Origin of the sequence: Plesiomonas shigelloides (assembly GCF_900087055.1) — a bacterium.
GTDB lineage: Bacteria > Pseudomonadota > Gammaproteobacteria > Enterobacterales > CAMTGL01 > Plesiomonas > Plesiomonas shigelloides.
Window position 1 is genome coordinate 2,940,905 of sequence record NZ_LT575468.1, and the last position, 18,402, is coordinate 2,959,306.

The 18,402-nt window shown below is 54.5% G+C and carries 20 protein-coding genes; 9 read left to right on the top strand and 11 right to left on the bottom strand.

Annotation, left to right across the window (positions count from 1 at the left end):
* The first annotated feature begins 59 nt into the window (after nt 1–59).
* From surA to apaH, 5 genes are all read left to right on the top strand, one after another.
* The gene (gene surA / locus NCTC9997_RS13090; protein WP_039045763.1) at nt 60–1,361 is read left to right on the top strand and encodes a peptidylprolyl isomerase SurA; all 1,302 of its coding nucleotides are present in this window, start codon (nt 60–62) and stop codon (nt 1,359–1,361) included.
* Between the two features lie 71 nt (nt 1,362–1,432).
* Nucleotides 1,433–2,428 carry a 4-hydroxythreonine-4-phosphate dehydrogenase PdxA gene (gene pdxA, locus NCTC9997_RS13095; protein ID WP_064978225.1) on the top strand — a complete coding sequence of 332 codons (996 nt, stop codon included), beginning with the start codon at nt 1,433–1,435 and terminating at the stop codon, nt 2,426–2,428.
* Entirely contained in the window at nt 2,425–3,261 is an 837-nt protein-coding gene (rsmA, locus tag NCTC9997_RS13100; RefSeq protein ID WP_010864711.1) for a 16S rRNA (adenine(1518)-N(6)/adenine(1519)-N(6))-dimethyltransferase RsmA, read from the top strand. Before pdxA ends, rsmA begins: the two co-directional genes overlap by 4 nt.
* Before the next feature lie 27 nt (nt 3,262–3,288).
* The gene (gene apaG, locus NCTC9997_RS13105) at nt 3,289–3,681 is read left to right on the top strand and encodes a Co2+/Mg2+ efflux protein ApaG (RefSeq protein WP_010864712.1); all 393 of its coding nucleotides are present in this window, start codon (nt 3,289–3,291) and stop codon (nt 3,679–3,681) included.
* 6 nt (nt 3,682–3,687) lie between these two features.
* The gene (apaH, locus tag NCTC9997_RS13110) at nt 3,688–4,518 is read left to right on the top strand and encodes a bis(5'-nucleosyl)-tetraphosphatase (symmetrical) ApaH (RefSeq protein WP_047706726.1); all 831 of its coding nucleotides are present in this window, start codon (nt 3,688–3,690) and stop codon (nt 4,516–4,518) included.
* Between the two features lie 82 nt (nt 4,519–4,600).
* On the opposite strand, the gene folA is transcribed toward apaH, so the two are convergent.
* The 7 genes from folA to rplU all read right to left on the bottom strand — a co-directional run bounded on the left by folA (nt 4,601) and on the right by rplU (nt 9,406).
* Nucleotides 4,601–5,092: a type 3 dihydrofolate reductase gene (gene folA, locus NCTC9997_RS13115; RefSeq protein ID WP_064978226.1), complete on the bottom strand. Its 492-nt coding sequence runs from the start codon at nt 5,090–5,092 to the stop codon at nt 4,601–4,603.
* Between the two features lie 75 nt (nt 5,093–5,167).
* Nucleotides 5,168–5,632, bottom strand: coding sequence for a threonine/serine exporter family protein (locus NCTC9997_RS13120; protein WP_036770028.1), 465 nt, complete (start codon nt 5,630–5,632; stop codon nt 5,168–5,170).
* A complete protein-coding gene (locus NCTC9997_RS13125) occupies nt 5,629–6,411 on the bottom strand; it encodes a threonine/serine exporter family protein (protein WP_010864716.1) in 783 nt (260 codons plus the stop codon). The genes NCTC9997_RS13120 and NCTC9997_RS13125 overlap by 4 nt, the downstream gene beginning before the upstream one ends.
* A 165-nt stretch (nt 6,412–6,576) precedes the next feature.
* Nucleotides 6,577–7,758, bottom strand: a complete 1,182-nt coding sequence (gene cgtA, locus NCTC9997_RS13130; protein ID WP_010864717.1) for an Obg family GTPase CgtA — start codon at nt 7,756–7,758, stop codon at nt 6,577–6,579.
* 29 nt (nt 7,759–7,787) lie between these two features.
* A complete protein-coding gene (locus NCTC9997_RS13135; RefSeq protein WP_039045759.1) occupies nt 7,788–8,741 on the bottom strand; it encodes a DMT family transporter in 954 nt (317 codons plus the stop codon).
* A gap of 77 nt (nt 8,742–8,818) precedes the next feature.
* Complete coding sequence (gene rpmA / locus NCTC9997_RS13140) at nt 8,819–9,076, bottom strand: 50S ribosomal protein L27 (protein ID WP_010864719.1); 258 nt, start codon at nt 9,074–9,076, stop codon at nt 8,819–8,821.
* A gap of 18 nt (nt 9,077–9,094) precedes the next feature.
* Entirely contained in the window at nt 9,095–9,406 is a 312-nt protein-coding gene (gene rplU, locus NCTC9997_RS13145) for a 50S ribosomal protein L21 (protein ID WP_010864720.1), read from the bottom strand.
* Nucleotides 9,407–9,667: 261 nt separating this feature from the next.
* Here rplU and ispB point away from each other — a divergent pair, with 261 nt between their 5' ends.
* Nucleotides 9,668–10,636 (top strand): octaprenyl diphosphate synthase, encoded by a 969-nt coding sequence (gene ispB, locus NCTC9997_RS13150; RefSeq protein WP_010864721.1) that lies wholly within the window; start codon nt 9,668–9,670, stop codon nt 10,634–10,636.
* 216 nt (nt 10,637–10,852) lie between these two features.
* On the opposite strand, the gene mdh is transcribed toward ispB, so the two are convergent.
* Both mdh and NCTC9997_RS13160 read right to left on the bottom strand, forming a co-directional pair.
* Nucleotides 10,853–11,794 carry a malate dehydrogenase gene (mdh, locus tag NCTC9997_RS13155; protein ID WP_064978227.1) on the bottom strand — a complete coding sequence of 314 codons (942 nt, stop codon included), beginning with the start codon at nt 11,792–11,794 and terminating at the stop codon, nt 10,853–10,855.
* 142 nt (nt 11,795–11,936) lie between these two features.
* Complete coding sequence (locus NCTC9997_RS13160) at nt 11,937–12,704, bottom strand: transporter substrate-binding domain-containing protein (protein ID WP_039045757.1); 768 nt, start codon at nt 12,702–12,704, stop codon at nt 11,937–11,939.
* A 98-nt stretch (nt 12,705–12,802) separates the two neighbouring features.
* On the opposite strand from NCTC9997_RS13160, the gene argR reads away from it, so the two are divergent.
* A complete protein-coding gene (gene argR / locus NCTC9997_RS13165) occupies nt 12,803–13,276 on the top strand; it encodes a transcriptional regulator ArgR (RefSeq protein ID WP_010864724.1) in 474 nt (157 codons plus the stop codon).
* A 123-nt stretch (nt 13,277–13,399) separates the two neighbouring features.
* The gene (locus NCTC9997_RS13170) at nt 13,400–13,846 is read left to right on the top strand and encodes a universal stress protein (RefSeq protein WP_010864725.1); all 447 of its coding nucleotides are present in this window, start codon (nt 13,400–13,402) and stop codon (nt 13,844–13,846) included.
* A 127-nt stretch (nt 13,847–13,973) separates the two neighbouring features.
* Here NCTC9997_RS13170 and NCTC9997_RS13175 read toward each other — a convergent pair whose 3' ends face one another.
* Both NCTC9997_RS13175 and mpl read right to left on the bottom strand, forming a co-directional pair.
* Nucleotides 13,974–15,431, bottom strand: coding sequence for a TrkH family potassium uptake protein (locus NCTC9997_RS13175; protein ID WP_010864726.1), 1,458 nt, complete (start codon nt 15,429–15,431; stop codon nt 13,974–13,976).
* A 252-nt stretch (nt 15,432–15,683) separates the two neighbouring features.
* Nucleotides 15,684–17,048 carry a UDP-N-acetylmuramate:L-alanyl-gamma-D-glutamyl-meso-diaminopimelate ligase gene (gene mpl, locus NCTC9997_RS13180; RefSeq protein ID WP_064978228.1) on the bottom strand — a complete coding sequence of 455 codons (1,365 nt, stop codon included), beginning with the start codon at nt 17,046–17,048 and terminating at the stop codon, nt 15,684–15,686.
* A gap of 180 nt (nt 17,049–17,228) precedes the next feature.
* On the opposite strand from mpl, the gene fbp reads away from it, so the two are divergent.
* Nucleotides 17,229–18,245, top strand: coding sequence for a class 1 fructose-bisphosphatase (gene fbp / locus NCTC9997_RS13185; RefSeq protein WP_010864728.1), 1,017 nt, complete (start codon nt 17,229–17,231; stop codon nt 18,243–18,245).
* Nucleotides 18,246–18,402: the final 157 nt, after the last annotated feature.

Genomic DNA, 18,402 nt, shown 5'->3' on the forward strand with positions numbered 1-18,402 from the left:
CCTCAGGTTCAGGCTTTCTTACTCAATTGCATACTTCAAAACGCAGGATGGATAGGCGAATGAAGAACTGGAAAACATGGCTTTCTCTGCTGGCAATCGTCAGTACCAATGCGGTTGCGGCTCCGCAGTCACTGGATCAAGTCGCCGCCATCGTCAATAACGGGGTGGTACTGCAAAGCGAAGTGAATAATTTGGTGCATTCAGTCAAGCTGAATGCCCAGCAAGCCGGTCAACAATTACCGGATGCCGAGGCTCTGCGCCATCAAGCGCTGGATAAACTGATCCTGGATCAAATCCAGCTGCAACTGGCCACGAAAATGGGCATTACCGTCAGCGATGCCGATCTGGACAACGCGATTGCTGGCATTGCCGCGCAAAACAAGATGAGCCCAGCACAGCTGCAGCAAGCCTTGAAAGCGCAAGGCATCAACTATGCCGACTACCGCGAGCAGATCCGTAAAGAGATGCTGGCGACCGAAGCGCGTAACTCACAGGTACGTAGCCGCATCAACATCCTGCCACAGGAAGTGGATAATCTGGCCAAGCAGATCAGCTCACAAGCGCAAAAAGGCGAAGAGATTAATCTCAGCCATATTCAAATTGCGCTGCCAGAAAATCCAACCCAAGATGAAGTGGATGCCGCACGTCAACGCGCCGAGCAGCTGGTCAAAGAGCTCAAGCAAGGCGCGGATTTCTCCAAACTGGCGATCGCTAACTCTTCCGGCCCACGGGCACTGGAAGGCGGTAATTTAGGTTGGGTGCGTCCACAAGCCATCCCGAGTATTTTTGCCGAGAAAGTGGCCGGCGCGCAGCGTGGTCAGGTGATTGGTCCGTTTCGCACCGGTGTGGGTTTCCACATCCTGAAAGTCAACGAGCTGCGCGGTAGCGAGCAAAGTGTTAAAGCCACCGAAGTGCATGCCCGCCACATTCTGCTGAAAACGTCGGTGATGCAAGATGACGCGCAAGCGCGGGCTAAACTGCTGCAACTGCGTAACGATATTCTGAATAAGAAGATCGATTTTGCCGCCGCTGCGCGCGAATATTCACAAGATCCGGGCTCCGCGGCGCAAGGCGGCGATCTGGGTTGGACTACGCCGGACGTGTTCGTACCGCAGTTCCGTAACGAGCTGGACAGCCTGAAACCGGGCCAAATCAGCCAGCCGTTCCAAAGTCCATTTGGCTGGCATATCGTGCAATTGCTGGATACCAAGCAAGTGGATCGCACCGATGCGGCGCTCAAAGATCGCGCTTACCGCATGTTGTTTAACATGAAGTTTGCCGAAGAGATGCCGGTGTGGCTGCAAGAGCAGCGCGCTGCTGCCTACGTTAAAATCGTCGACCCGCAAGACGACGCCCATTAATCGTTGCCGTCACGGGCACCTTCGGGTGCCCGTGCTGTTTTTAGCGCCATATAGCACTAAGGTAGGATGTCATGACGCTGCCTGTATCACGTCTGGTTATCACACCCGGAGAGCCGGCCGGTGTCGGTCCGGATCTCATCATCAAATTAGCGCAGCAGGCATGGCCAGCGGAACTGGTGGTCTGCGCCGATCCGGCGCTGCTGCAAGCGCGCGCCGCGACGCTGCAACTACCGCTGACCTTGTTGCCGTATCAACCGGAGCGCGCGCCACAAGCGCAAGCCGCTGGTACCCTGACTTTGTTACCGGTCAGCTTGTCCACGCCCGCCATTCCCGGTCAGCTCGATAGCGCCAACGCACACTACGTGTTAGCGACACTGGCGCGCGCCGCTGACGGTTGTCAGCAGGGGGAGTTTGCCGCTATTATCACCGGTCCGGTACACAAGGGGATCATCAACGATGCAGGGATCCCATTCAGTGGCCATACCGAATTTTTTGCCGACCGCGCCGGCTGCCACAAAGTGGTGATGATGCTGGCGACCGAGCAAATGCGGGTCGCACTGGCGACAACCCACCTGCCACTGCGTGAGGTGGCTGACGCCATTACCGCAGAGAGTCTGCGTGAAGTGATCACCATTTTGCATCGCGATCTGCAGCAAAAATTTGCCCGTCCGCAACCGCGTATTTACATCTGTGGGCTAAACCCACATGCCGGTGAAGGCGGACATATGGGGCATGAGGAAATCGAGGTGATCGAACCTTTGCTCGCCCAATTGCGCAGTGAAGGGATGGATCTTATCGGCCCACTACCGGCCGATACCCTGTTTCAAGACAAATACCTGCGCGACGCCGATGCTGTACTGGCCATGTACCACGATCAGGGCCTGCCGGTGCTTAAATACCAAGGCTTTGGCCGCGCAGTCAATATTACGCTAGGGTTACCGTATATCCGCACGTCGGTGGATCACGGAACGGCACTGGATCTTGCCGCTACCCCATTTGCCGACGAGGGCAGCTTCCGGACTGCGCTAACCCTCGCCATTACTATGACGGATTCACAAACACAATGAATGACAGTGTTCACCTCGGGCACCGCGCCCGTAAACGCTTTGGTCAAAACTTCCTGAACGATGTGTTCGTTATCGACAGCATCGTCAGCGCGATTAACCCGCGCAAAGGCGAAGCTATGCTGGAAATCGGCCCAGGTCTGGCGGCGCTGACCGAGCCCGTAGCCCGCGATCTGGACCACATGACCGTAATCGAAATCGACCGCGATCTGGCCGAGCGTCTGCGTCATCACCCTCAGCTGAAAGACAAGCTGACCGTGCGTGAACAAGATGCCATGAGCGCCGATTTCTCGGCGATCTCCGCAGAGTTAGGGCAAAAGCTGCGCGTGTTCGGTAACCTGCCGTACAACATCTCCACCCCACTGATGTTCCACCTGTTCGACTACACTGACAGCATCAGTGACATGCACTTCATGCTGCAAAAAGAAGTGGTCAACCGTCTGGCCGCCGGCCCGGGCAGCAAAGCCTATGGCCGTCTGAGCGTAATGGCGCAATACTATTGTCAGGTGATCCCGGTACTGGAAGTGCCACCGCACGCCTTTAAGCCTGCGCCAAAAGTTGACTCCGCCGTAGTCCGTTTGGTGCCGCACGCACAAAAGCCATTCCCAGTGAAAAACCTGCGCTGGCTGAGCCGTGTCACCACTGATGCGTTTAACCAGCGTCGTAAAACGCTGCGCAATGGCTTAAGTCATCTGTTTAGCGTTGAACAACTCGAAGCGCTGGGGATCGACCCGACCCTGCGCGCCGAGAACATCACGGTGGAGCAGTTCTGCCGGTTAGCTAACTGGTTGTCCGACAATCCGCCACAACCGGAGCAAAACCGCAACGCCGAGTAACCCTTGGCCTTGCACAAGGAGTCAGGTATGCAGGAGCCCACCGAACAGGCCCGTGTCGCAGTCAGTGTTGAAGTTCAACCTGCGTATGTGGAAGCCCAGTCCGCGCCCGAGTTGGCGCGTTTTGTGTTCACCTACACGGTCACCCTGCATAACCAAAGTGCGCTAACGCTGCAATTGCGCCGTCGTTATTGGTTGCTGACCGATGCTAACGGTCAGCAAACCGACATCGAAGGCGAAGGTGTGGTCGGCGAACAACCAGTACTGGCTCCGGGCTCTTGCTACCGCTACACCAGTGGCACTGTCTTGCCCACTCCGGTCGGCACCTTACAAGGGCACTACCTGATGAGCACCCCTGACGGGCACACCTATCAGGTGCCGATTCCGGTGTTTCGACTGGCCATCCCTCATCTCATACAGTAAAGCGTTATGGCGACTTATGTTGTTGGCGACCTGCAAGGTTGCTTTGATGAACTGCAAGCCCTGCTTGAGCAGGTGCATTTTGATCCAGCCTGCGATCAACTGTGGCTGACCGGCGATCTAGTGGCGCGCGGCCCGCGTTCATTGGACTGTCTGCGTCTGGTGCGTGATTTAGGGCCTGCCGCGCGTACCGTGCTTGGTAACCATGATTTGCACTTACTGGCCATTGATGCGGGGATCGCCAGCGCCAAGGCGCGCGATTACTTGCAACCGGTACTCGATGCCCCCGATCGCAGCGAATTGATGCACTGGCTGCGGCACCAGCCGCTGCTGCTCACCCACCCCGAGTTTAGTTTTGTGATGGCCCATGCCGGGATCTCGCCACAATGGGATCTGGCGACCGCTCAGCAGTGCGCCGCCGAAGTCGAGCATGCGCTACAGCAAGACGACTACCCGACACTGCTACGCGCTATGTATGGCGATCAGCCCGATCGCTGGTCAGAATCCCTTCGCGGGATGGAGCGCCTGCGCTACAGCATCAACGCCCTGACCCGGATGCGCTATTGTCACCCTGATGGCCGGCTCGATATGCACTGTAAGTTGGCACCAATGGAAGCGCCGGGCGAGTTACAACCTTGGTATCGCCTGCCGAATTCTTTGTTGGCTCGCCACCGCGTGGTGTTTGGCCATTGGGCGGCCTTGATTGGTGTCACCGAGCAACCGGCAGTGTATGCGCTGGATACCGGCTGTGTGTGGGGAAATTACCTGACCTTACTGCGCTGGGATGACCAACGTTACTTTACCCAACCGGCGCTGCGCGCCTACGGCAGTGGTCTGTAAACGGGTTTCTCAAGTTTATCGACTCACCCGCGACAACCTTGGGTGAGTCGAACTCACGCGTGAGCACTAAGCCAACCAAGCGCTATGCCGGCTGACGCTCCCAGATAGTAAACGCGCAGCGATACGCATTGGCGCTATCGGCAGGGCGCTCCTCGCGAAACGTTTCGTGCCACTCTCCCGCCGCTTGCCAGTCAGGAAAGCGGGTATCGCCATTCACCTCAGCATCAATCAGCGTGAGATACAGATGAGTCGCCAATGGCAGCGCCTGCTGGTACACATGACCGCCGCCAATAACCATCACTTCCTCAACGCCGGCCACCAACGCCAGAGCCTGCTCCAGTGAGCTACACCACTCGACCCGTGGGTCATCCCCGCACTGGCGCGACAGCACGATATTGCGCCGTCCCGGCAGTGGTCGGCCAATCGAGGCAAAGGTATGACGGCCCATGATCACCGGTTTACCCAAGGTCTGCGCCTTAAACCAAGCAAAGTCAGCCGGCAGATGCCACGGCATCTGGTTATCCTGTCCGATGATCCGATCGTCGGCCATCGCCGCAATTAAACTGATTTTCATGGCTGTCTCCTGCCTCTACATCGCTATCAGCACTGTTATCTGCACGGCTAGCGGTAATACTGCTTAAAACCGGCACTATACCACTGGACGACGGCGGTAGAATAACAATCCCGGTACCGCCAAGCCGAGGGCCAACGCGCCGACAATAAAGAATGTTTGCAGGAAATGGGTCACCATTTGCGACATCAGCTCATGGGTATAGCCGCGGTGATTGATCTCCACCAGTGCCAGCATCGCCTTGTAGGCTTTGACTCCCGGCACCATCGGGATCACCGCCGCCACCGTAAACACTTTCGGGTGCGCCATATAGCGATGTGACCAATGCACGCCGATCATGCCAATCGTGGTTGACGCCAGCAACGTGCTCCATTCGATAGGCCAGCCATAATGCAGCAGCAAAAAGCGCAGCCCATGCCCCAACGCGCCGAGCATCGCGCAGTAACGCAGCGCACGTACAGGCACGTTAAACAGCAAGGCAAACCCCACCGCCGGAATAGCAGCAAAAAACATATCCTGTAGTAACGCCGGTAATAAGGTCATGACCACCCCCGCACATCCCATAGCGCCATCGCCAGCACAATCCCCGCACAGGTTGCAAAGGTCAGCAAGGTCGCCATGGTCCAACGCGCCAGCCCCATGTTGACGTGCCCTTTGACCATATCGGACAGCGCATTAATCAGCGGAAAACCGGGCACCAGCAGCAGCACACTGGATGCCATCGGCAATGACGGCAAATTGCCAATTTGATACGAGATCCCGAGCGAAGCAATTGAGCTGGCCACAAAGGCGGTGACACAAAAATTGACCAGCGGATTAAAGTGGCGATGCGCCAGCTCTTGGCGCACCAACATGGCAATGGCACTGGCCACAAACGTCAAGGCAAACACCGCCGCATCACCACCGGATAAATGTGAGAAACTGGCGCACGATAACCCCACCATCAGCACCACTAAGCCACGTGGATAGCGGAGCGGTTTGATCTTATCCAATCGTTTGCGTACATCGCCAATTGACAGCAAACCGCGTTCAGCCATGATCATGGTGTGCTGCACCGCAGTAACCACCTGCATGTTGATCCCACGATCCACATTGCGCCGCGTGGTGGTGATACAGCGTTGTCGGCTCAAGGTCGACAGCACAATAGCATTAGCCGAAATCGAAATTTCCACACTGTCAGCCCCAAGCGCCAACCCTAAGCGCTCCGACACTTGCTCGACCAGCGTACTCTCCGCGCCGTGCTGCAACAGCATCAGGGCGCTTTGAATGCATAAACGGGTCACTTCCCGCTGCGCCGGCTCGTTCAGATCTCCTTGTTGCATCTGCTTTCTCGCTTCACCACACATAATGTGACATTAAAACCGTTTTCATGACAAAAAAGGCTGATTTTACGCAAGAAAAAAGCCGCTTTCTGCGAACAGAAGCGGCTTCTTTACTATGCCGATACGATGGCGATGCGTAAGTAAGGCAATACTTACCTCAAACGATTACGGCTTGTAGATGATCTCTACGTCGTACTCGTCTTCATCCCAGTCATCATCGTCGAGATCGTCATCATCATCTGAACCTTCCCAGACTTCGTCCAGTTGTTCACGATGATAATCATCCCACTTGAACTTCACATCTTCGGTGCCCGCTGGCGCTTGCTGCTCGCTTTCCTTCGGCAGGCTTTCGATCAGCTGCATGATGTCCCAGCACAGTGGCGTCACGTTCTTACCGGTGGCCGCAGAGATGGTGTAGTAATCACCCTCCCACTCCAGATCGGCAACGATCTTCGCGATCCGCTCGTTGGCTTCTTCTTCGCTCATCAGATCGACTTTGTTAAACACCAGCCAACGCGGTTTCGCGGCCAGCATTTCACTGTACTGCTCCAGCTCTGACACGATGATCCGCGCGTTCTCGGCCGGATCAGAGCCATCGACTGGATTGATGTCGATGATGTGCAGCAGCACACGACAACGCTCCAAGTGCTTGAGGAAACGGATCCCCAGACCGGCACCGTCTGCCGCACCTTCAATCAGGCCTGGAATATCGGCCACCACGAAGCTGCGCTCGCTGTCCATCCGTACCACACCGAGGCTTGGCACCAAGGTGGTAAACGGATAGTCCGCTACTTTTGGACGCGCTGCGGATACCGCACGGATAAAGGTAGATTTACCGGCATTCGGCATCCCCAACATCCCCACGTCAGCCAGCAGCATCAGCTCTAAACGCAGTTCGCGTTTCTCACCCGGTGTACCCGGCGTTTTTTGATACGGGGTACGGTTCACCGAGGATTTAAAACGGGTGTTACCCAAGCCGTGGAAACCGCCCTTGGCCACCAGCATCTTTTGGCCGTGCTGGGTCAAGTCACCTAAGGTTTCTCCGGTCTCTTCATCCACCGCGCGCGTACCCACGGGCACCTTCAGGGTGATATCCTGACCACGCTTACCGGTACAGTTACTGCCACGGCCATTCTCGCCGCGCTCAGCACGGAAACTGCGCTCAAAACGGTAATCAATCAGGGTATTGAGGTTCTCGTCCGCCAGCAGATATACGTCACCGCCGTCACCGCCGTCACCGCCGTCCGGGCCACCTTTTGGAATATATTTTTCACGGCGGAAACTGGCACAGCCATTACCGCCGTCACCAGCTTCGACGCGGATCACCGCTTCATCGACAAACTTCATGAACGTCTCCGAGCAAAATGCCCACCGGCTCAGTCACTTTCCGTGGCCACGGGCTTCACAGCGCGCGGTGGCAACAAACGATGGCCGATGGCAGAAAACATGGCGCCGGCAACCACCACCAACGCACCAATATAGCCAAGCAGGTTAAGCGGCGCCGCAGTAAACAGGGCCGGATAACTCACGCTCAACAGATCTAAAAACAGTATGGTAAACAGTGGCGCCAACGTCACGATAGCACTCACTTTTGCCGCTTCCCAGCGCGCCATGGCCTCGGCAAATGCGCCATAGCCCACCAGCGTATTCAGGCAGCAAAACAGCAGCATGCCCCATTGGCGCATATCCATCGCCGCCGCTTGTTGCGGCTGCGCCATCGGCGTAAATAACAAGGCCGACAAGGTGTAGAGCACCAGCAAAATCTGCGGGGAAGATAACCGACGCAGTAACAGCTTTTGCGCTACGCCATAGGCTACCCAGACTACCGCCGCAGCCACCGCCAGCAACACCCCAAGGGTATAGCTGCTTAAGCTGGTAAACAGCTCATACAGGCGCTCATTGAAAAACAGCAGCATGCCGCCCAGTAACAGTAACAGTCCAATGCCCTGATGGCGTTGCAGTGGCTCTTTTAAAATCCACACACTGGCCAGCAACAGCAACACCGGTGCCAGCTGGATCACCACCTGCACCACGGCCGGACTTAAATATTGTAGGGCAGAATTAAATAACAGGAAGTTACCCGCTAAACCCAGCGTAGCAACAAGAAGCAGGGCGCGATAATTACGCCAGAGTAGCACCGGAGAAGGCAATCCCCGCCGCCATGCCAGCCACAGACCCAGCCCCAGCGTTGCGCTGACAAACCGGAACCAGACAATGGTGTAAGGATCCAACACCTCTAGCGCCTGTTTCATCGCTATCGGCAATGCACCCCAGAATACTGCCGTCAGCAAAGCTAATAAACATCCTATTGTGGCCTGCTGTCGCAACATCCAACCTCCCGATGGCTGATATAAAAAAGCCCCGCAACTGCGCGGGGCTCTTCCTGTGAACCGGTAAAGGTCAGTAATTACTCAGCAACGATGCTTACGTATTTACGGTTGTTTGGACCTTTAACTTCGAATTTCACTTTACCGTCTGCAGTTGCAAACAGGGTGTGGTCTTTACCACAGCCAACGTTTACACCAGCGTGGAACTTGGTACCGCGCTGACGAACGATGATGTTACCTGCCAGAACAGATTCACCACCGAAACGCTTAACACCCAGACGTTTGCTTTCGGAATCGCGGCCGTTACGAGTGGAACCGCCAGCTTTTTTGTGTGCCATTTATCCGTTCTCCTAAACTTACGCGCTGATAGCAGTGATTTTGATTTCAGTGAACCACTGACGGTGGCCCTGCTGCTTACGGCTGTGCTTACGACGACGGAACTTAACGATCTTAACTTTATCGCCACGACCGTGAGTTACCACTTCAGCCTTAACCACACCGCCTGCAACGAAAGGTGCACCGATCTTGATATCTTCGCCGTTAGCGATCATCAGCACATCTTTGAACTCAACTGCTTCGCCAGTTGCTACGTCCAGCTTCTCCAGGCGAACGGTTTGGCCTTCGCTCACTCGGTGCTGCTTACCACCACTTTGGAAAACCGCGTACATATAAAACTCCGCTCTTTTCGGCACCGCAGGCTCCATTAAAATCAGCCAATCAGGGTGCGCAATAAAACTATTCAATAGGGCGCGAATTCTACGCAAAAAGCCGCTCGATGACAAGAGCTCTTCTGGCAATATCGGAGAAAAATTCTCCAACTTGCCCTTACGCGTTTCCGTCCCACGTTTTTGAGGTACAATCCATACCGACAGGGTTTTATTATGGACTGCGCTTCCCCCATGATACCAAAATTAGAAGACTGACGGACTATGACGCTTGAAGAGATTCGCGCCCTGAGCGATGCCGACATGGCAGAAGTGAATGCGGCGATTTTGCAACAACTCAATTCCGATGTGGCGCTGATCAATCAACTGGGCTACTACATCATCAGTGGCGGGGGAAAACGGATCCGGCCAATGATTGCGGTGCTAGCCGCACGGGCGCTCGATTATCAAGGTCATGGTCATATTACCGTGGCTGCGCTGATTGAATTTATCCACACCGCCACCTTGCTGCACGATGACGTGGTGGATGAGTCTGATCTGCGCCGTGGCAAAGCCACCGCCAATGCGGCATTCGGTAATGCCGCCAGCGTATTGGTGGGGGATTTTATCTACACCCGCGCATTCCAGATGATGACCAGCCTCGACTCGATGCGCATTTTGCAGCTGATGGCTTCGGCCACCAACGTGATTGCCGAAGGGGAAGTGCAGCAGCTGATGAACTGCAATGACCCGGACATCAGCGAAGATAATTACATGCAGGTGATTTACAGCAAAACCGCTCGCCTGTTTGAAGCCGCCGCGCAGTCTTCGGCTATTTTGGCGGGAGCCAGTGAGCAGCAAGAGCTGGCGATGCAAGATTATGGTCGTTACCTCGGCACGGCTTTCCAGCTGATTGACGATCTGCTCGATTACAGCGCAGGAAACGAGCTAGGAAAGAATTTGGGCGACGATCTCAACGAAGGTAAGCCTACCCTGCCGCTGCTGCATGCGATGCACAATGGCACGCCTGAGCAAGCCGCGATGATCCGTAAAGCGATCGAAGAAGGGAACGGACGCGATCTGTTGGATCCGGTATTGGCCGCCATGCAAGCCTGTGGATCGTTGGCCTACACCCAGCAGCGCGCCGAAGAAGAAGCCGACAAAGCGATCCAAGCCCTGTCTTGCATCCCAGACTCGCCTTATCGCGAGGCATTAATTGGCTTGGCGCATCTGGCGGTGCACCGTAACCATTAATGGGATCTACGGATAACGGTAGCCTTGGTGGCATTCACACACTGAGTTATGCCGCCATAAATGCTGTCATTGACACGGCCAGCGCACCGAGAGGCCAATAAAAAATTCCCACAAAAAAAGCCACGCTCTGCGTGGCTTTTTTATCGGTGGTCAAAACTTGCTGCTTGCGCCAAACGAAAGCGTCAAACGCAAGCCGCAAGCCAAAGCGCGCTGCGCTTACTGGCCGTTAACGAATTTCTCACCCAGCACAATCTCTTCACGCAGGGTTGGCAGCATGCTTTCCAGCGCCTGCTGTTCAAACGCGCTCAGCTTGCCCACTGGCAGGTACTCTTCAATACCGTTGACGCCCAGCAGTACCGGTTGAGCAAAGAAACGGGCATATTGGCCATCACCTTCAACATAGGTGCATTCCACCACGTTCTTCTCGCCCTGCATTGCACGCAGCAAAGACAGACCGAAACGCGCCGCCGCTTGACCCATCGACAAAGTCGCGGAGCCGCCACCGGCTTTAGCTTCCACCACTTCGGTACCGGCGTTTTGGATCCGCTTAGTCAGCGCCGCGATCTCAGCGTCGGTAAAGGAGATCCCGTCAAGTTGTGACAGCAGCGGCAGGATGCTCAGACCGGAGTGACCGCCAACCACGGAAACATTCAGTTCTTCTGGCTGCTTACCTTTCAGCTCAGCCACAAAGGTATTGGAGCGGATCACATCCAGCGTTGAAATACCAAACAGCTTGCGTTTGTCGTACACGCCGGCTTTTTTCAGCACTTCTGCCGCAATGGCAACCGTGGTGTTCACCGGATTGGTGATGATCCCAATGCAGGCTTTCGGGCAAACGTGGGCGATTTTTTCCACCAGATTGCGCACGATCCCCGCATTCACATTAAACAGATCGGAGCGATCCATGCCTGGCTTACGCGCCACACCGGCAGAGATCAGCACGATATCGGCCCCTTCCAGCGCAGCAGAAGGATCTTCGCCGCTAAAGCCTTTGATCTTCACGGCAGTCGGAATATGACTCAAATCCACCGCCACACCCGGAGTCACTGGGGCGATGTCATATAAGGAGAGCTCTGAACCAGCGGGAAGCTGGACTTTTAACAGTAAAGCCAGTGCCTGGCCGATGCCACCTGCAGCACCTAAAACCGCAACTTTCATCCTTTAATGCTCCTTTATAAAATCCTATTGTGTTGGGTATCAGACAAACAGACACTAATCCAACAACTGCAGAAACACAAATTAGTAACACACAGATTGAGAGTTCGCGCACCCTGCGGGTCATTGCCCATTACATTGTCTATTAATGGTGCAGATATTTTTTCTGAAGGGCCTGCAAAGTCCCGTCGGCGCGCAGCGCATCGAGGGCATTATCCAGCGCTAACTTCAGGCGATAATTCTGTTTAGACAGCGCAATGCCAAGCCCCTGACCAAAATACTCCGGCGCGGTGTAAGGCTCGCCCAGCACTTGCCAGCGCCCTTTCGGATGCTGACTGAGCCAGTTCAAGGCGACCGCCTGATCGGTAAACACCGCATCAATATTGCCCGCTTGTAAGTCACCGAACGCCTCTTCATAGCTGGCATACGGCAGTGGCGTCACGTCAGCACCTAAACGGCCATCCACCACAAAGTTCATCAAGGTGGTGCCGGTCTGCACGCCGACTAAATTCTCTTTACTGATGGTGTCACCGGTAATGACATCGCGGTTAACCAGCAGCACTGCGGAGTTGGCCAGATAGGGCTGGGTAAAGCTCATCAGTTGCAAGCGGCTATCATTAATATCTAGCGCCGCAATCGCAGCGTCATAGGCACCGAGGCGCAAACCGGATAGAATAGTGTTGAATGGCTGCTCCACAAATTCACAGCGTCGCATCAAGCGATCGCACAACGCCTGTGCTAGGGCGATATCAAACCCGTCTAGCTGCCCCTGATTATTGTGGTATTCAAACGGGGGATAAGTCGGTTCGGTGGCAAAGCGCAAGGGCGCAGAAACCGTGACACTTTCCGCCTGCACCATAAAACAGGTGAGAAAACCGGCTATGAAACTAATTGAAACAAGAAAACGGCGCATTTTTCATCCTCAACCGGCTATCCGTGTTGTTTGTGTATTGAAAAAAAGTGAATTTTTATGCAATATGAGCGCTGTTTTTTTGCATTTGGGAGCCCATAATGCGTAGCTCAGACAAACAAGAGCAACTTATCCGCGCGTTCAAAGCCCTGCTGAAAGAAGAGAAATTCAGCTCACAAGGTGAGATAGTCCAAGCATTATCAGACTTAGGTTTTCGTAATATCAACCAGTCTAAAGTCTCACGGATGCTCACCAAATTCGGCGCCGTACGGACACGCAATGCCAAAATGGAGATGGTTTACTGTCTGCCGGTAGAACTTGGCGTCCCAACCACCTCCAGTCCGCTGAAAAATCTGGTGCTGGACATCGACTACAACAGCGCACTGATTGTGATCCACACCAGCCCAGGTGCTGCGCAGCTGATTGCGCGCATGCTGGACTCGCTCGGCAAAGCCGAGGGTATTTTAGGCACGATTGCCGGTGATGACACGATCTTTATCACACCAACTCGGGATACTCCGATTGAAGATCTGTTTGCTGCGGTGCTGGATCTGTTCGAACAGCACGCCGCCTGATCCTCGCGCGACGGGCCAATAGCTTGATCAAAGCCGCATTGCGGCTTTTTTTTCGTGCTGCATCCGCCGAGTGGTGCGCTTTTTTTGTATAGTAAACAAAAAACTGCGCACAAGGATTTCGCGATGTTCCAGCGTATTTTAGTCCCGATCGATCTGAATGAATGTGATGTGATTGACCGTACCATGCAGATGGCGGTCGAACAGGTTCGCCTGTCCGGTGGAGAGCTGCATCTGGTGCATGTCTTGCCGGTGATCCATGTCGCGATTGTCTCGAACTTTTTCCCGCCGGATGCCACCGCGCGCATGCGTGAAAGCAGTGAGCAACGCTTACAACAGCTGCAAGCGCAGTATGTGCCAAGCGATATCCGCTGCCATCGCCATGTGGCCGAAGGCAAAACCTACGAAGCGATTATTGATGTGGCCGTAGCGCAAGGTTGCGATCTGATCATGATGCCAAGCCAAGAGCGCTCGCAGTTAGACCGCGTGATGCTCGGCTCGGTGGCCGAAAAAGTGGTGGCCTACTCACCGGTGCACGTACTGGTGATCAAGCCAGACAGCGATAGCGAGTAAACTCGCTACCTAAGACAAAGAAACCCACAAAAAGGCCGCCCGATGATAGTTATTAATAGTTATCATCGGGCGGCCTGATTTTAGCGCTTATCGCGTCATGCCGGGCATGAGAGCGTTAAAGTGGCTCTTAATTACGCCAGTAGGCTGGCGACATCAGTACCAAGAACGGGAAGATTTCCAGTCGGCCAAACAACATGGCCAGCATCATCACGTACTTAGACGGCTCTTTCAGACCACTGAAGTTCGAGCCCGAAGCGCCATAACCAATCCCCATGTTGTTGATACACCCGGCAGTAGAGCCAATCGCGGTATCCAGCGTCTCGCCAAAGGTGGTCAGCAAGAAGATAAAAATCATCGTCATCATCACGTACAAGAAGAAAAAGCCCAACACCGCCAAACCTTGTCGGTCATGGATCGGCTTACCGGACATCTTCAGTGATACCACCGAGCGCGGATGAATCAGCAGCTTAACCTCTTTCACGCTCTGCGCGATCAGCACCAAAATCCGCAGCGCCTTAATACCCCCACAAGTTGACCCGACACAGCCACCAAAGAAGCTGGCGCCAATCAGCAAGAAGGTGACATCCACCGGCCAATCCGGGTATCCGGCAGTACCGAGGCCGTTATCGGTCATCACCGACATGGACTGGAAAAAGCCGTGATAAAACGCTGGCCATAATTCAAAGGTGCCCGAGCGATACAAGCCCCACACGGTATATGCAATCACGCAGGCACAGACCAGAATAAATAAACGGAATTCGGCATTGCGGCTGATGACTTTTAAATTACGGCGTTGGAAGGCAATAAAGTAGAGGGCAAAGTTGATACCGGCCAGAATAGAGAATACCCCAGCCACCAGCTCGACGCCGGCACTGTTGAAATAGGCCACGCTTTCCGTGTAGGTGGAAAATCCGCCCAGCGAAATGGTGGCAAACGCATGGCAAATGGCGTCAAACCACCCCATTCCCACCGCTTTAAAGCTGGCAATGCAGGCGAGCGTCAGTGCGCAGTACACCACCCACAAGCTTTTGGCGGTATCCACGATGCGCGGCGTCATCTTCTCATCTTTCATCGGCCCCGGCATTTCGGTTTGCGCCAACATGCCGCCGACCCCGATAAATGGCAGTACGGCGATGGCCAATACGATGATCCCCAAACCACCGAAGAAATTGAGCTGCGCCCGATAATAGAGCAAGCTTTTCGGCGCATTGGTGACGTCACTGAGAATGGTCGCTCCGGTGGTGGTGATCCCTGAGATACTCTCAAACAGCGCATCGGTAATGCTGATATTGATACTTTTTAGCATCACCATCGGCAACATACTGAATAGCGAGAACACCACCCAGAAGATCAATACCACTAGGTATCCATCTTTGGTGCCGAGTTGCGATTTATTATTTTTGGTCAGGTAATAGGTTACCAAACTGAGCAATAAGGAGATCACGAAGGATTTAAAATAGGCGGCAGATTCGCCATCCCCTTCGTAAATAGCGACAAAGATGGGAATAATAAAAGTGACAGAATAAAGGGCTAACAGATAACTGTTAATCTTTAGAATTGCCTTGAATTTACCGGAGGTAATCATACCAGCGCCCTGAACTGAATGGGGTAAACACAGGCAATACGCTGACTTCCCGAACCATACAACATGGCGCAGTGATCCTTAACTGTGTTGACGTTTTATCTTATGAATGATCCTACCGCACAAAGTGCTAATCGCCAATAATGCCTGTCAGCGGCGCATCAACTGACAGGCATTACAGACTGTTTTATCGTAAGCGGTTCTGTCAGCCAACCCCAAACTCGAATCAGCCGACCGGCGCTGCTGAGCAGCAAATTAATGCACTAACTGCGCCAATGCGTGCAGCAGCTTGTCATGGATCCCGCCAAAGCTACCGTTACTCATCACCAGAATATGATCGCCTGGGCGCACCACACGCATGATCTGCGTGACCAATGCATCCACATCCCCCGCCCAATGGGCTGGCTGTACACAGGCTTCCGCCACTTCAGTCACCAGCCACGGGATATTGGTCGGCTGCAACAAGAACACTTCATCGGCGCGCACCAGTGATGGCGCTAAATCTTGCTTTTGCACCCCGAGCTTCATGGTGTTTGAGCGCGGCTCCAGCACCGCCAGAATACGCGGCGTGCCGCCCACTTTGGCGCGCAGCGCCGACAAGGTGGCCTCAATGGCAGTCGGGTGATGCGCAAAATCGTCGTACACGGTCACGCCATTGACTTCCCCACGCACTTCAAGGCGACGTCGGGCGTTGATGAATTGGCTCAGCGCGGCACAGGCATGTGACGGCTCAACGCCAACATGGCGCGCCGCTGCCAAGGCCATCAGGCCGTTATGCATGTTGTGCTCGCCAACCAATCCCCAATGCACTTCGCCGACATAGTTGCCATCCAGATGCACGCTGTATTGCGATGCATCGTGGCACAGTTTCTCGGCATGCCAATGGCCGTCATCGCCAACGGTTTCTTGCTCGCTCCAGCAACCCATCTGCAGCACCGCTTTCAGATTATGATCGTGCTGCGGGGTGATGATCTTGCCGTTACCCGGCACGATGCGTACCAGATGGTGGAATTGTTTTTGGATCGCTTTGAGATCGTCAAAGATGTCCGCGTGATCAAATTCCAAGTTATTTAAGATCAAAGTGCGTGGGCTGTAGTGGACAAACTTGGAGCGCTTGTCGAAAAAGGCGCTGTCATACTCATCGGCTTCAATAACGAAGAACGGGCTGTTACCCAAACGCGCCGACACACCAAAGTTGCCCGGTACGCCGCCAATCAAAAAGCCTGGTTCGTAACCGCACGACTCCAAAATCCACGCCAGCATACCGGCAGTGGTGGTCTTGCCGTGGGTACCGGCCACCGCCAACACCCAACGCTCACCCAGCAGGTGATCGTGCAGCCACTGTGGACCGGAGGTGTACGGCAGGTTGTTATTCAGCACGTACTCCACACACGGATTGCCACGCGACATGGCATTGCCGATCACCACGCAATCTGGGCGTGGCTCGAGCTGCGCCGGATCGTAACCTTCGATAATCTCAATGCCCTGCTCTTGCAGCAACGTGCTCATCGGTGGATAAACATTGGCATCTGAACCGGTCACCCGGTGTCCCTGTGCCCGTGCCAGCAGCGCCAGCCCGCCCATAAACGTCCCGCAGATACCTAATATATGAATATGCATAACCCATCGGTCCTACAAAAATGCGAATACTGGCATTCTACTCTGACCGGCTGACGAGAGGAAATCCTCAACAAAACAGGACAATTGTCCCGATTGCCGCTAAAATTGTGAACAAGTACGCAAACGTTTGGTTTGCGACTGGTCCCAACCCTACATAACTAAAATATCAGGAAGATAACAATGAAAACACTTGGCGAATTTATCGTCGAGAAACAGCAGGACTTCCCACACGCGACTGGGGAGCTCACCTCGCTGCTGGCGGCCATCAAACTGGCGGCCAAAATCATCCACCGCGACATCAATAAAGCCGGCTTGGTCGATATTCTCGGTGCCAACGGCCTGAGCAACATTCAGGGCGAAAGCCAGATGAAGCTCGATCTGTACGCCAACGAAAAGCTCAAAGCGGCATTGCAAGCCCGTGGTGAAGTGGCCGGGATCGCCTCCGAAGAAGAGGATGACATCGTGGTGTTCGACGGAGATCGCGGTCGTAACGCCAAGTATGTGGTGCTGATGGATCCGCTCGACGGCTCCTCCAACATCGATGTCAACGTGTCGGTCGGTACCATTTTCTCGATTTACCGCCGCATCACGCCGATTGGCACTCCAGTGACCCGCGAAGACTTCCTGCAACCAGGGAATTGCCAAGTTGCGGCCGGCTATGTGGTTTACGGCTCATCCACCATGTTGGTGTACACCACCGGCTGTGGCGTGCATGGCTTTACCTACGATCCGAGCCTCGGGGTCTTTTGCCTGTCACACGAAAGTATCCGCATCCCGCACACCGGCACTATTTACTCGATCAACGAGGGTAACTACATCAAGTTCCCACTCGGGGTGAAAAAGTACATTAAGTACTGCCAAGATCACGATGCGCCAACCAAGCGCCCGTATACCTCACGCTATATCGGTTCACTGGTTGCGGATTTCCACCGCAATATGCTCAAAGGCGGGATCTACATCTACCCAAGCACCGCCAACAGCCCGAAAGGGAAATTGCGCCTGCTGTATGAATGCAACCCAATGGCCTTCTTGGCGGAGCAAGCCGGTGGCCGCGCCAGTGATGGCGAGCGGCGGATTTTGGATATCGTGCCGTCCGAATTGCACCAGCGCTGCCCGTTCTTCGTCGGCTCACACGCCATGATGGACGATGCTGAGCGCTTTATGCGCGATTTCCCCGATGCGCCGGCGCCACTCTAAATAAAATGCATAACCTGTTAGAGCCGGTCACCGCCTAACTAGTGTCCCCGATGCATTCCCCCGCAACAGGCTGCGCACGCAGCCTGTTTTGCCTCTGTCTATTTTAACCGGCCTCGCTATAATATTTTCGCTAACGATAACATTTTACAGCAAGGAA